Consider the following 14,061-nt stretch of genomic DNA (forward strand, 5'->3'; position numbering starts at 1 on the left):
TGGATTTTGGATTTTGGATTTTGGATTAAATAGACTTGTCCAAAAATTAGATATCAGCCCATCAGATACAGGGATTTGATATTTATTTGTAGGTGAGTCTCATCTAAAATCCGAAATTCCGAATCTAAAATCTAAAATCTAAAATCTAAAATCGGATTATGGCTAATCTCAAATCAATACGCGATCGCATTCAGTCGGTCAAAAACACCAAAAAAATCACAGAAGCCATGCGGCTTGTAGCAGCGGCGAGAGTCCGTCGCGCTCAAGAACAGGTAATTGCTACCCGTCCCTTTGCAGACCGTTTGGCGCAAGTATTATTTGGCTTGCAAACCAGATTGCGGTTTGAAGATGTCAACCTCCCCCTACTGAAAAAACGCGAAGTTAAAACAGTCGGTTTGTTGGTAATTTCCGGCGACCGGGGTTTGTGTGGTGGTTACAATAGTAACGTCATTCGTCGCGCTGAGAACCGTGCCAAGGAACTTCAATCTGAAGGTGTAAACTATACTTATGTCTTGGTTGGCCGCAAAGCTACTCAATACTTTCAACGCCGGAATCAGCCTATTGATGCCACCTACAGCGGTTTAGAACAACTTCCTACCGCCGCAGAAGCTACAAATATTGCTGATGAACTACTTTCTCTCTTCCTTTCGGAAAAAGTAGACCGGATTGAGCTAGTTTATACAAAATTTGTCTCCCTGGTTAGTTCTCGTCCCGTAGTCCAAACCCTTCTTCCTTTGGATACCCAAGGTTTAGAAGCAGCGGATGACGAAGTTTTCCGTTTAACTACCCGTGGTGGTCAATTCCAAGTGGAACGGGAAAAGGTAGCTAGTACAGTTACCGCTTTACCTAGTGACATGATTTTTGAACAAGATCCAGTGCAAATTCTGGATTCTTTGTTGCCATTATATCTGAGCAATCAGCTATTACGGTCATTACAAGAATCAGCAGCTAGTGAACTAGCCGCACGGATGACAGCGATGAGTAACGCCAGCGAAAACGCCGGTGAATTGATTAAAACTCTATCTTTGTCTTACAACAAAGCCCGTCAAGCCGCAATTACCCAGGAACTTCTGGAAGTTGTCGGTGGTGCGGAAGCGCTTACTTAATTTGGTGATTGGTGATTGGTGATTGGTGATTGGTGATTGGTGAGTCAGCGCGGTCTTGGGGGTTTCCCCCATTAGCGACTGACGAACCCAAAGGGTAATTGGTAAAAAAATCAACTATAACCAATCATCAGTTACTAATTTTTAAACTTGGTAATATGACCGATACCATTCAACAAATCGCTCAATACCCACTTCAATCGAAGTATTCGGTTTAAAACCAATATCTTGAACCAAATCATCAACATCAGCATAAGTTACAGGTAAATCACCAGGTTGTATTGGTAGCAGATTCTTTTTGGCTTTCATACCCAAGTAATTTTCTAGGGTTTCGATGAAGTTCATTAATTCAATCGGCTGATTATTGCCGATATTGTAATTTTTATATGGTGCATAACTTGTCGCGGGGTCAGGTGCATTTCCCGACCAATTGGGATTCGATTCAGCAACTTGATCAATAACGCGAATTACACCTTCAACAATGTCATCAATATAAGTAAAATCGCGTTTCATTTTACCATAATTAAAAACATCAATTGGTTGTCCTGCCAAAATTGCTTTAGTAAAAAGAAACAATGCCATATCAGGACGACCCCAGGGACCGTAAACTGTAAAAAAGCGCAATCCTGACGCTGGCAAGCCATACAAACTACTATAAGTATGTGCCATTAATTCGTTGGCTTTTTTGCTGGCTGCGTATAAACTAACGGGATGATCTACATTGTCGTGAACGGAGAAAGGAATTTTTGTATTTGCACCGTAAACTGAACTGGAAGAAGCAAATACTAAATGTTGTACATTTGTATGCCGGCAACCTTCTAGAATATTGACAAATCCTACCAAATTACTATCTACATAGGCGTGGGGATTTTTTAATGAATAGCGCACTCCTGGTTGTGCAGCCAAATTTACAACTTTATCAAAGTTTGATTCAATGAATAATTTGGGGATACTTTCTCTGTCTGCTAAATCTAATAAATGGAAGCTAAAACCTGGTTTTTCTAAAAGTTGTTTTAGTCGATCTTTCTTTAAAGTTACATCGTAATAATCATTGAGATTATCCAAACCAATAACTTCATCGCCCCTTTCTAGTAAGTGTTTACTGAGGTGAAAACCAATAAAACCAGCCGCACCTGTAACTAAAATTTTCGTCATAATTTCACCACTGTAATATATATGGAGATTTACATTCTCCGTTTCCGCATAAATTTTGTAACTTGTTAAGATAAACAATAATACTTAATAAATAATGTTGTATTTACTACTCATTTAATTTATCTTACGTAATTTCCTTCTGATATCAATCACCGAAATAGAGAATATAGCGGTTTACCAACCCGTTACTAATATAGCATTCTCATTTTTGCCTCCCGTCTGTCCCCTGGTTTTATGAATAAGTTTAAGAATCATCAGAGTACAGAATGTAGGATAAAATCTATATTCATCCCAGAAAATGGAAGTATGTATCTTCTTGAATATCAAATTTAGATTACAGATTCGACATACTTCTTAATAAACCAACAGTGTAAACGCAAAACGTTCTAATCTGAAAATCGACCGAGTTAATTTACTGGGTTTTAGAGGCGTAACATTCATAAATACGCAAAAATGTCAAGCCTTAAAATAAATAACCCAGGCTGAACAGATAAACAATTATGATAGGAGTCTTAAAAATCCCATGAGTGTTAAGGCAAGCGGTGGAAGCTCAGTTGCGCGTCCGCAACTATATCAAACCTTACCTGTCGCCACCATTTCCCAAGCGGAACAACAAGACCGCTTTTTGGGAAGAGGTGAACTAAGTGAACTTGGCAGTTATTTTACCTCCGGGGCAAAGCGGTTAGAAATTGCCAAAATTTTGACAGACAATTCCGAAATCATCGTTTCTCGTGCGGCTAACCGGATTTTCATTGGTGGTTCACCAATGGCTTTCTTAGAAAAGCCCCAAGAGCGAGAATTGGCAATGGTTGGCGCTGGTGCTAATGTCCAAGAGGGCATGAAACTAGGAACAGTCACCTACGTTGAAAGTAGTGGTGGTTTCTTTGAAAACCTCCGTTCTATCTTCAATACTTCTGCTGGTGGACCAACACCTCCAGGCTTTAGACCTATTAACGTCGCTCGTTATGGGCCTAGCAACATGGCCAAAAGCTTACGTGACTTGTCTTGGTTCTTGCGCTATGCCACCTACGCCATTGTCGCTGGCGACCCCAACATCATCTCTGTAAATACCAGAGGTTTGCGGGAAATTATTGAAAATGCCTGTTCTGGAGAAGCAACCATCGTCGCTTTACAAGAAATCAAAGCAGCGTCCCTGTCTTATTTCCGTAAAGATGCCGCAGCCACAGAAATTGTGACTGAGTACATGAATGTGTTGCTGACAGAATTTAAAGCACCAACACCTTCTACTAAAGTTCGTCAACGTCCTTCCGGCGACCAACAAGGATTACAACTGCCACAAATTTACGCTGTGGCCGCAGAACGTCGTCCCAAGTACGCCATGAAGCCCGGCTTGTCTTCTGGCGAAAAAACAGAAGTCATCAAAGCGGCTTATCGTCAAGTATTTGAGCGCGATATTACCCGTGCTTATAGCTTGTCTATTTCTGACTTAGAATCGAAAGTCAAAAACTGCGAAATCTCCATGCGGGAGTTTATTCGCCGTTTAGCTAAATCTCCCCTTTACCAAAAACAGTTTTATCAGCCTTTTATTAACAGCCGGGTGATTGAATTGGCTTTCCGTCACATTTTAGGACGGGGACCAAGTAGCCGTGAGGAAGTGCAAAAATATTTTGCCATTGTTTCCCTCAAAGGTTTGGCAGGTTTAGTTGATGCTTTGGTAGATTCTACCGAATACAGCGATTACTTTGGTGAAGAAACAGTTCCCTACATTCGGGGTCTGGGTCAAGAAGCCCAAGAATGTCGTAACTGGGGACAACAGCAAGACCTGTTTAAATACAGTGCGCCTTTCCGGAAAGTTCCTCAGTTTATTACAACTTTTGCTGCTTACGAACAACCATTACCTGACCAACATCCCTACGGTTCTGGTAATGACCCCTTGGAAATTCAATTTGGGGCGATTTTCCCGAAAGCAACCCGCAACCCCAGCAGCAGCCCTGCACCGTTTAGTAAGGATACTCGCCGGATCTTGATTCACCAAGGGCCTGGTATCAATAACCAACTCAGCAATCCTAATGCTCGGAGTGTAGCTCCTGGGACTTTGGGCGCGAAGGTGTTCAAGTTAGACCAGTTACCTGGAACTATTGGCAGAAAAGCTCCTAAGGGTGTAAGTGTCAAGTTCTCGGAAAGTTCTACCCAAGCGGTAATTAAGGCTACTTATCTACAAGTTTTTGGTCGTGATGTTTACGAAGGTCAACGGCTGAAAGTTGCGGAAATTAAGCTGGAAAACGGCGATATCACCGTCCGCGAGTTTGTGCGGATGTTGGCGAAGTCGGATTTATTCCGGAAGATGTACTGGACTTCTCTCTATGTCTGTAAAGCCATTGAGTACATTCACCGTCGCTTGTTAGGTCGTCCTACCTATGGTCGGGAAGAAAACAATAAGTATTTTGACATCGCTGCTAAGAAGGGCTTTTATGCGGTCGTTGATGCCATTCTGGACAGTGACGAATACAGCCAAGCATTTAATGAAGATACAGTTCCTTACGAGCGCTATCTAACTCCTGCGGGTGTGTCTTTACGTCAATTACGTGTGGGGACTATCCGCGAAGATTTGGCGAATGTTGAGAAACAGGAAACACCTCGCTTTGTGGAATTGGGTACAGTCACAGAAATGCGGACTGAACCAGATATTGAGTTCCGCATTAACCAAGGTGTTACTAAGCAACGTGAGCAAACCAAGGTCTTTAAACTGACAGCAGTTAAAAATGACAAGGTTGCGGCGGAAACTGTGATTAGCGGCGCTTATCGGCAGATTTTCGAGCGCGATATTGCTCCTTACATCTCTAAGAACGAGTTTACAGTTCTAGAAAGTAAGTTGGTGAATGGTGAAATCAGCGTTAAGGAATTTATTCAAGGTTTGGGTTACTCTAGCCTGTACCTGAAGGAGTTCTACACCCCTTACCCCAATACAAAAGTAATTGAGTTGGGAACTAAGCATTTCTTAGGTCGCGCCCCTATTGACCAAGCAGAAATTCGCAAATACAACCAAATCCTCGCTACTCAAGGGATTCGGGCTTTTATTAGCGCGATGGTTGAAAGTGCAGAATATGGTCAAGTGTTTGGTGAAGATACCGTTCCTTTCCGTCGCTTCCCCACTTTACCTGCGGCTAATTTCCCCAATACCGAGAAGCTTTACAACCAGCTAACCAAGCAAAATGATGATTTGGTTGTTCCTAGTTTTGAAACTGTGAAGCCCCGGATTAAAACTGAGAATACGCCAATTCTCGCCAAGGCGATCGCTGATTTGGCAGCCCAAGCCAAGAAAATGGACAAGACTAAACCCTTGTTTATTGAATTGGGTCGTTCTTTCAATGATGGTCGTGGTCAATCTGTAGAAGTTGGTGTTGGTACAAGCCGTCGCAAACCAGCCCGGATTTACCGTGCTACCACCGGGACAAATTCCCCCGAAACCAATCAGGTGATTAATGCTATCTATGTCCAAGTTATGGACGTATTTAGCGGTCAAGTCCCTGCTTATTTCCGCCGTTCTGACTTAGATAGCAAATTGCGTAACGGTGAAATTACCGTGCGTGAGTTTGTTCTCGAACTAGCCAGTTCCGAAATCTATCGCAAACGTTTCTACGCGCCTTATCCCAACACCAAGGTAATTGAATTCCTCTTCCGTCACCTCTTGGGACGCGCACCAGCTACCCAAGGCGAAATCCGTCAATATAACAAATTATTGGCTGATAGCGGTTTAAGGGCTGCTGTAGAGGCAATTGTCAACAGTCCTGAGTATGCTCGTTACTTTGGTGAAGACGTTGTTCCCTACAAACGCTATCCATCTTTACCAGCAGGTAACTACTTGGGTAGTGTTCAAGCTGAAGCTGACTTGGTGAAACAATCTTGGTCTAGCTTGTCTCCTTCTGTTCTCACAGGTGGTCTTCCTAATAGATAGGAAAATGGGCCATGGGTAATAGGTAATAGGTGACAGAAAAGGTTGTTTTATCTAGCTTTTTACTGTTCCCTGTTCCCTGTTCCTCCGCAGTCGCTCCACTTGGGGAGACCCCAAGACCGCGCTGCTCTCTGTTCCCTGAGAATGAGCAAATCTGAAAATAAGTGTTACAAAATATTAAGAGCAGTAATAAATGCTCAACATAATACTGGACAATATTTTGCGGGAGGTAATTGAGTTTTCCACCTGGTTTACACCAAATCCAGTCAATCTGGCTAGAAATGTAAATCAAGATGTAAATTCAGTACCAACCATATAAAGTCGTACCAGTTTAATCAAATTCTGGTTCCATTAGTTTTGGAGGAATCCATTAATGAGTATCGTCACGAAAGCTATCGTGAATGCTGATGCAGAAGCTCGCTACCTCAGCCCCGGTGAATTAGACAGAATCAAAGGTTTTGTTGCTGGTGGCGCACAACGTCTTCGCATCGCTCAAGTATTGACCGAAAACCGCGAACGCATTGTTAAAGGTGCTGGCGACCAACTGTTCCAAAAACGTCCTGATGTTGTTTCCCCCGGTGGTAACGCTTACGGTCAAGAAATGACAGCTACTTGCTTGCGTGACTTAGACTACTACTTGCGTCTTGTTACCTACGGAATCGTTTCTGGTGATGTTACAGCCATCGAAGAAATCGGTATCGTTGGTGTCCGCGAAATGTACAAGTCTTTGGGTACTCCCATTGATGCAGTTGCTGGTGGCGTTGCCGCTATGAAGAACGTTGCTGCTACCCTGTTGTCTTCTGAAGACGCTGGTGAAGCTGGTTCTTACTTCGACTACGTTGTTGGTGCAATGCAGTAAGTTTTAGCTGTTTTTTGGCTCAAACTAAAACTGTGGCAATAAGGTTGGAAATAAGGAAAAAACAACAATGCAAGACGCAATTACCTCCGTTATCAATTCTTCAGATGTTCAAGGTAAATACCTTGATACCGCTGCTCTCGAAAAGCTAAAAGGCTACTTCGCTACTGGTGAACTGCGCGTTCGTGCAGCTACAACTATCAGTGCTAACGCTGCTGCTATCGTTAAAGAAGCTGTAGCTAAATCCTTGTTGTACTCTGACATCACCCGTCCCGGTGGTAATATGTACACCACACGCCGTTACGCAGCTTGTATCCGTGACTTGGATTACTACTTGCGTTATTCTACCTACGCTATGCTTGCTGGCGACGCTTCCATTTTGGATGAGCGCGTATTGAATGGTTTGAAAGAAACCTACAACTCCTTGGGAGTACCCGTAGGCGCTACTGTTCAAGCTATCCAAGCTATGAAGGAAGTAACCGCTAGTTTGGTTGGTCCTGACGCTGGTAAAGAAATGGGCGTTTACTTTGACTATGTCTCCTCTGGCTTGAGCTAAGAGTTAGCTTTGCACTTAGTCATATAGGTGCGGCTTTGTTAAGGTCTGGAGATCAATCATGATTACTAGAAGGTTCTCTTGCTGATTGATTGTAAGTGTTATCAGTCTAGTATTGATGGTTGATTTCCAGCCTTGGAAAAAATAATTAAAGATTTTGACTCAAGATATTTGAGATAAAAAAGTTTCTAAAACAATATCAGGAGATTTGAAACAAAATGGCTCGTTTATTTAAAGTAACTGCTTGTGTTCCCAGCCTAACTCGGACTCGCACCCAACGCGAATTACAAAATACTTACTTTACTAAGTTAGTTCCTTATGAAAATTGGTTCCGTGAACAACAACGGATTCAAAAAATGGGTGGCAAGATTGTTAAGGTGGAATTAGCAACTGGTAAACAAGGTACTAATACTGGTTTGTCTTAATTTCTATAAATCAAACATTATTTTATTTTGATTTTATCAGGGGTCAGTAATGACCTCTTTTTTATGTTGAGAATTTCATATCAGAGAATGTCAAAAAGCGGATTTCTTCATCAATTCCTGAACTTGAGCCGCTACCAGAGGATTTGGATCTGTTTTTAAGTAAGGAAGAATCTCTTGAACAACCCTGCCAGAAACCACACTCAAATAGGATATATACTCAAAACGGTTGGGACATGGACTTTTGTAAAATCACGAAAAACCTAGATTTGTAGGGGTAAAGCAAGAGCTTCATTGGTGTCAACTTAGGCTACAGATGGCTTATTTGTTGGCTTCCACACCCGCCAGGGAATAAATTCCCTGTCTAATAGCTCAAGTCCGTTAAAACGGACTAATAAATTTTCCTAGTATTCAGTCATCTTTAGATGACTTGCGCTATTAGACTGGGAATTCATTCCCAGTTGGGTTATGGGTTTTACATTAAGTTGACACTAATGAAGCTCTTGCTTTACCCCTACCCGCTTAAATCAAATAATTAAGGCGTGTTGAGTATAGCAGCTTCTCTCACAAAGCCTGTAGGATGACGCAAAGTCACCAGAATTTGATCCCACATTCCGCAGGTGTTCTTTGAATTTTCGGAATTATCCATAACCCAATGATAACAAGGCTTTCAGACAATGACACACAATTCTATATTAGAGCGATGCCTTCGGCGCGGCGTAGCCATCGCCGATATACTTAAATCTCAAATCAAGTTTATTGAGAATACTGTCAATAAATTAGTTGGTTTGAGATTAAATTCATTGAATACCGACCTAGATGGCAAAAAGCATGAAGTGGTTATTATGATTGGGTTTTAGCTGTTTTATGAAATTCTTTTTTTAACAAAATAACCTGCTGGGAAAAATATTTTGAGTATATTTAGGGCTTGCTGAATGTGGGTAACATAGCAAAAGTCCTGAACAACTGAGTATTATTTTTCCCACTCAGCCGTCAGGACTATCATTTTAGAATAAATTGACATAAATCTAATTATGGTTGAATGCTGAGGGAATGGGAAAAATTTCCCTGGAGTCAATTTTAGATCCTATTATTCACTAATTTATACAGCACTCATTACTAGGTTGTTGACAAGATTATTTTTTGGGTGAAATCAGCATCATCATATTCCGCCCTTCTTTCTTAGGTGCTTGCTGAAGTTCACCAAAAGGCTCTAAATCCGTAGCCATCCGTTTAAGCAACGTTTCTGCCAAGTCACTGTGTTGAATTTCCCGACCTCGGAACATCACAGTAGCCTTAACTTTATCGCCATCTTTAAGGAAGCGTTCAGCTTGCTTAACGCGCACATTATAGTCATGTTCTTCTATTTTGTAGCGCATTTTCACTTCTTTCACATCAGCCGTGTGCTGTTTCTTCCGGGCTTCCCGCGCCTTCTTCTCCTGCTCAAACTTATATTTCCCATAGTCCATTATTCGACACACTGGCGGATCAGCCTTGTCACTAATTAGCACTAGGTCTAATTCCTTTTCCTCTGCTAATTGTATCGCTTCCTGCGGAGTTATAATTCCCAGTTGTGCGCCATCAGTGTCAATCACCCGAATTTTCGGGAAGCGAATCCGTTCGTTAATTTGGGGCAGATCGCGAGTTCTTTTTTTCTCAATCACAGGCATTATGATTAGTGGCAGCTCTATTAGTTAAGATTTTGGACTGGTCTTGAATTTAGTTAGTTTAGTTTGATATGCCATTGAAGGCAAAATACAACAGTAACTCAGAATTGGAAAATGAATATCCCTCTCTAGTGTAGCAAATTTATAAGGGAAGTTTAATCAAGTGATTGACTGTATAGTCTGACTCTGAGTTGATTCCACTGCATTATTTAACGTAAATTACATGATATTTGACACTAATAACTATTGTTACAATTTTCTTCTGAGATACATAGAGGTATGATATCTAGAAGATGTTTCCATGATAGCAAAATTAGGTATACATTGAAGCTAACCAAATATAATGTAACATATTAAGAAAGAACGCACAAAATTAATAGTTTCCAACTAATCAGTAAGAGATAACTGTGACTACCGTAACACATTGGCAGCAAAGAGTTGGTAATCAAAGGGATTGGGTGTGGCGTGGTTGGCAAACCCGTTATACTTATATTCGTCCTCCCCATGATTATGCAAAAACAACACCTTTAATTTTACTTCATGGTTTCGGCGCGTCCATTGGTCATTGGCGACATAATTTAGAGGTTTTGGGTAAATCTCATCCGGTTTACGCCTTAGACATGATTGGTTTTGGGGCTTCGGAAAAGGCTGCAACTAGCTACAATGTGGAACTGTGGGTAGAGCAGGTTTACGATTTTTGGAAAACCTTTATTCGTCAACCAGTGGTTTTAGTTGGTAATTCCATCGGTTCACTAATTTCTATAGTCGCAGCCGCTAACCATCCTGATATGGTAAAGGGGATAGTGATGATGAGTTTACCTGATCCTAATTTGGAACAGGAGATGATTCCGACTGCTTTACAACCTCTTGTTAGCGGGATTAAAAGTATATTTACTTCCAGATTAATATTAAAACCGATATTTTATTTTGTGCGTCGTCCTGGTGTACTGCGTCCTTGGGCTAGTTTAGCTTATGCAAATCCTGAAGCTATTACTGATGAACTTATAGATATTTTAGCAGGACCGCCGCAGGATAGGGGATCTGCCCGTGCCTTTAGAGCCTTGTTTAAAGCGACAACGGGGGTTAATTTTAGTCCTAGTGTCAAGAAGATTTTACCAAACTTAACAATTCCTATGCTGTTAATTTGGGGGAAAAAAGACCGATTTGTGCCACCAAAACTAGCAAATCAATTTGTGGGCTACAATAAAAGATTGCAATTGCTATATTTAGAAGATGTCGGTCATTGTCCCCATGACGAATCACCAGAACAAGTTAACCAGACGATTTTAGATTGGATTGGTAATTCGTCAGTTGTCAGTTGTTAGTAGGGGCGAAGCATTTGGAAGATAATTATCGGTCATTGCCAAAAATAGTTCTCCAAATGCTTCGCCCGTACAGTTGTCAGTTGTCAGTTGCAAAAGATATATTTCTCTCCGGTTCTATAAAACTTACCCAAAAACCGTCCCTGACTGGCAGCAACGGATTTTGTTGATCAACTGATTGAAGATGCGGACAAATAGTAATGTATGGGTAGTTATGGGTAGAGATTATCTAGCAGTTTCTTCCCCTATTTTTGGATGTGAATCCTGCTATATAATAGATATCACTTCTCACTGTTTACCTCTCATGCAAATTCCCCGCTTACATCCAGACACTATCGAAGAAGTAAAACTCAGGGCTGATATTGTTGATGTGGTTTCGGAGTATGTAGTTTTGCGGAAACGAGGTAAAGATTTTTTGGGGTTATGTCCTTTTCATGATGAGAAAAGCCCCAGTTTTAGCGTTAGTCCTAATAAGCAAATGTATTATTGCTTTGGCTGTCAAGCAGCGGGTAATGCGATTAAGTTTGTCATGGACTTGGGAAAACGTCAATTTGCAGACGTGGTACTAGATTTAGCAAAACGTTATCAAGTCCCGGTTAAAACTTTAGAACCTGAACAAAGACAAGAATTACAACGGCAAATATCTTTACGTGATCAATTATATACGGTTCTTGCTACTGCTGCTCAATTTTATCAACACACTTTAAGACAGTCTCAAGGACAAAAAGCATTAGAGTATTTAGAACAAACTCGTCAATTTAAACAAGGAACAATTCAACAATTTGGTTTAGGTTATGCTCCTGCTGGTTGGGAAACTCTTTACCGTTATTTGGTAGAAAGTAAACATTATCCCGTGCAATTAGTAGAACAAGCGGGATTAATTAAACCCCGGAAAGAAGGAGGTGGATATTATGATGTATTTCGTGATCGCTTAATGATTCCTATTCGGGATATTCAAGGTAGAGTCATTGCTTTTGGTGGCAGAACTTTAACGGAGGAACAACCGAAATATCTCAATTCTCCAGAAACAGAATTATTTAGTAAAGGGAAAATGTTATTTGCTTTAGATGAAGCTAAAGACGGTATTTCTAAAGTTGATCAAGCGGTGGTAGTTGAGGGATATTTTGATGCGATCGCTCTCCATGCATCCGGAATTAATAACGCCGTTGCTTCCCTAGGAACTGCATTAAGTATAGAACAAGTGCGGCTATTATTACGTTACACAGAATCCAAACAATTAATCCTCAATTTTGATGCTGATAAAGCCGGCACAAACGCCACAGAAAGAGCAATTGGTGAAATTGCTAATTTGGCTTATGCAGGGGAAGTGCAATTAAAAATCCTCAATTTACCTAATGGTAAAGATGCTGATGAATATCTACATAGTCACACTTCAGCCGATTATCAACAACTATTAACAAATGCGCCACTTTGGCTTGATTGGCAAATTCAAAATATTATTAAAAATCGAGATTTAAAACAAGCTACTGATTTCCAACAAGTCACCCAACAAATAGTTAAACTATTGCAAAATATAGTTAATAGTGATACACTTAATTATTATGTTTCTTCCTGTGCAGAAATATTGAGTTTAGGAGATACTCGACTTATTCCTCTAAGAGTTGAAAATCTCCTAACTCAAATTAAACCTGGTAGGATAAAATCTCTAAATCCGCGGACAAGTAATCCCGCAACTAAAACCCCAAAGCTATCTTTAGTGAACACAGAACGCAGTTTACTAGAACGAGCAGAGGCATTATTATTAATTATTTATCTTCATTCTTCCCAGCAGCGGCAAATAATTATTGAAGATTTAGAAAACCGTAATTTAGAATTTAGTCTTTCTCATCATCGCTTTTTATGGCAACAAATGGCAGAATTTACAGTTGATGAAGTTGATTTAATTTCTAGTGTGCAAAATAGATATTTAGAATTAGCAGAAGAACTAGAAATAGTTTCTCATATATTTCATCTCAACGAAAAAAATAAAACAGAAATATTACGAACTCCTCATGTTATTCAAGCAGCATTAGCTTGCATGGAGAGAGTATTTCGAGAAAAACGCTATCGTTATTTTATGGAACAATGGGAAAAAATAGATCCTGAAGCCGAACCAGAAAAAGATAAATATTATGCTGAAGCCATATATATAGAAAAACTTCATTTACAAGACCTTGAGAAACAGCGACAATTTTCTATTACCAACTTAATTTAGGCAAGATAAAATTTTAGCAACACCTAACTTTTAATCTTAATTATCAAAATAATAGCAGCAGATATAGCCATTACACCATATCTGCTGCTTGATTACATGAAAAACTTCGATGATTAACTTCTTGATCATCCGTTTGCAATTACACTAGACTTTTGCTTGTAAAGACTTCAGTAATTCAGTATTCACACCCGATTCACGAGTCAGAGAAATTTTACCTGTGCGAGCGATTTCTCTCAGTCCAAATTTTTGTAGCACTTGCACAATCGCCACCATTTTACCAGGATCACCCACAACTTCCAAAGTCAAAGAATCTTCAGCCACATCCACAATTCGCGCTCGGAAAATCTGCGACAATTCGATAATCTCCGAACGATTACTGCTAGTAGCATTTACTTTCAGAAGCATCAATTCTCTTTCTACACAAGGAATTTCTGTAATGTCCTGCACTTTGAGAACATTAACTAACTTATACAGTTGTTTGGTAAGTTGCTCAATAATGCGATCATCACCAGGAACAACCATCGTAATTCGGGATACTCCTTCCTGTTCCGCAGGTCCCACAGCCAGGCTTTCAATATTAAAACCCCGACGAGCAAATAAACTAGCAATGCGGGATAGAACCCCCGCTTCATCTTCCACAATAACTGACAGCGTATGTTTCATCGGCGACTAAAGGAGCATGACATGAACGCAGACCGGCACTCATGACTGCAAAGCGAGTTTCGACTACGCTGCATTGTCGGTCTGAATTTTTATTTTATACTTAATAATTGCGATCGTTCCGTTCCTGTGGAAAAGTTATCTATTTTCAAAGATAGATGCAGCCTTTAAATTAAAGCCATATATTGTCATCAG

At 40.5% G+C, this 14,061-nt stretch carries 11 protein-coding genes; 8 read left to right on the forward strand and 3 right to left on the reverse strand.

The genetic code is table 11. The features are described 5' to 3' along the window. The first annotated feature begins 158 nt into the window (after positions 1-158). Entirely contained in the window at positions 159-1,106 is a 948-nt protein-coding gene (locus tag HGD76_RS21985) for a F0F1 ATP synthase subunit gamma (protein WP_168697039.1), read from the forward strand. 141 nt (positions 1,107-1,247) lie between these two features. Here HGD76_RS21985 and HGD76_RS21990 read toward each other — a convergent pair whose 3' ends face one another. Then, complete coding sequence (locus HGD76_RS21990; RefSeq protein WP_168697040.1) at positions 1,248-2,258, reverse strand: NAD-dependent epimerase; 1,011 nt, start codon at positions 2,256-2,258, stop codon at positions 1,248-1,250. A 523-nt stretch (positions 2,259-2,781) separates the two neighbouring features. Here HGD76_RS21990 and HGD76_RS21995 point away from each other — a divergent pair. The 4 genes from HGD76_RS21995 (at position 2,782) to HGD76_RS22010 (ending at position 8,005) form a co-directional block, all read left to right on the forward strand. After that, positions 2,782-6,174 carry a phycobilisome rod-core linker polypeptide gene (locus HGD76_RS21995; protein ID WP_168697041.1) on the forward strand — a complete coding sequence of 1,131 codons (3,393 nt, stop codon included), beginning with the start codon at positions 2,782-2,784 and terminating at the stop codon, positions 6,172-6,174. Between the two features lie 370 nt (positions 6,175-6,544). After that, positions 6,545-7,030: an allophycocyanin subunit alpha gene (gene apcA, locus HGD76_RS22000; protein ID WP_148763726.1), complete on the forward strand. Its 486-nt coding sequence runs from the start codon at positions 6,545-6,547 to the stop codon at positions 7,028-7,030. 67 nt (positions 7,031-7,097) lie between these two features. Continuing rightward, positions 7,098-7,583, forward strand: a complete 486-nt coding sequence (gene apcB, locus HGD76_RS22005) for an allophycocyanin subunit beta (RefSeq protein ID WP_015083287.1) — start codon at positions 7,098-7,100, stop codon at positions 7,581-7,583. Positions 7,584-7,798: 215 nt separating this feature from the next. Beyond that, positions 7,799-8,005, forward strand: a complete 207-nt coding sequence (locus HGD76_RS22010) for a phycobilisome linker polypeptide (protein ID WP_015083286.1) — start codon at positions 7,799-7,801, stop codon at positions 8,003-8,005. Positions 8,006-9,138: 1,133 nt separating this feature from the next. On the opposite strand, the gene infC is transcribed toward HGD76_RS22010, so the two are convergent. Further along, on the reverse strand, positions 9,139-9,672 hold the full coding sequence (gene infC, locus HGD76_RS22015) for a translation initiation factor IF-3 (RefSeq protein ID WP_015083285.1): 534 nt from the start codon (positions 9,670-9,672) through the stop codon (positions 9,139-9,141). A gap of 404 nt (positions 9,673-10,076) precedes the next feature. Here infC and HGD76_RS22020 point away from each other — a divergent pair, with 404 nt between their 5' ends. From HGD76_RS22020 to dnaG, 3 genes are all read left to right on the forward strand, one after another. Continuing rightward, positions 10,077-10,994, forward strand: coding sequence for an alpha/beta fold hydrolase (locus HGD76_RS22020; RefSeq protein WP_168697042.1), 918 nt, complete (start codon positions 10,077-10,079; stop codon positions 10,992-10,994). Continuing rightward, the gene (locus HGD76_RS22025; RefSeq protein WP_168694562.1) at positions 10,988-11,161 is read left to right on the forward strand and encodes a hypothetical protein; all 174 of its coding nucleotides are present in this window, start codon (positions 10,988-10,990) and stop codon (positions 11,159-11,161) included. Before HGD76_RS22020 ends, HGD76_RS22025 begins: the two co-directional genes overlap by 7 nt. 134 nt (positions 11,162-11,295) lie before the next feature. Beyond that, positions 11,296-13,206 (forward strand): DNA primase, encoded by a 1,911-nt coding sequence (dnaG, locus tag HGD76_RS22030; protein WP_168697528.1) that lies wholly within the window; start codon positions 11,296-11,298, stop codon positions 13,204-13,206. Between the two features lie 144 nt (positions 13,207-13,350). Here the strand turns inward: dnaG and ilvN are convergent, their stop codons facing one another. After that, positions 13,351-13,869, reverse strand: a complete 519-nt coding sequence (gene ilvN / locus HGD76_RS22035) for an acetolactate synthase small subunit (RefSeq protein ID WP_148763721.1) — start codon at positions 13,867-13,869, stop codon at positions 13,351-13,353. Between the last annotated feature and the right edge of the window lie 192 nt (positions 13,870-14,061).

Origin of the sequence: Dolichospermum flos-aquae CCAP 1403/13F (assembly GCF_012516395.1) — a bacterium.
Taxonomy (GTDB): domain Bacteria; phylum Cyanobacteriota; class Cyanobacteriia; order Cyanobacteriales; family Nostocaceae; genus Dolichospermum; species Dolichospermum lemmermannii.

Bases quoted from the DNA above. Each gene is read 5' to 3' on its own strand.
- HGD76_RS21985 (WP_168697039.1), top strand. From the start codon at position 159: ATGGCTAATCTCAAATCAATACGCGATCGCATTCAGTCGGTCAAAAAC.
- HGD76_RS21990 (WP_168697040.1), bottom strand. From the start codon at position 2,258: ATGACGAAAATTTTAGTTACAGGTGCGGCTGGTTTTATTGGTTTTCAC.
- HGD76_RS21995 (WP_168697041.1), top strand. From the start codon at position 2,782: ATGAGTGTTAAGGCAAGCGGTGGAAGCTCAGTTGCGCGTCCGCAACTA.
- apcA (WP_148763726.1), top strand. From the start codon at position 6,545: ATGAGTATCGTCACGAAAGCTATCGTGAATGCTGATGCAGAAGCTCGC.
- apcB (WP_015083287.1), top strand. From the start codon at position 7,098: ATGCAAGACGCAATTACCTCCGTTATCAATTCTTCAGATGTTCAAGGT.
- HGD76_RS22010 (WP_015083286.1), top strand. From the start codon at position 7,799: ATGGCTCGTTTATTTAAAGTAACTGCTTGTGTTCCCAGCCTAACTCGG.
- infC (WP_015083285.1), bottom strand. From the start codon at position 9,672: ATGCCTGTGATTGAGAAAAAAAGAACTCGCGATCTGCCCCAAATTAAC.
- dnaG (WP_168697528.1), top strand. From the start codon at position 11,296: ATGCAAATTCCCCGCTTACATCCAGACACTATCGAAGAAGTAAAACTC.
- ilvN (WP_148763721.1), bottom strand. From the start codon at position 13,869: ATGAAACATACGCTGTCAGTTATTGTGGAAGATGAAGCGGGGGTTCTA.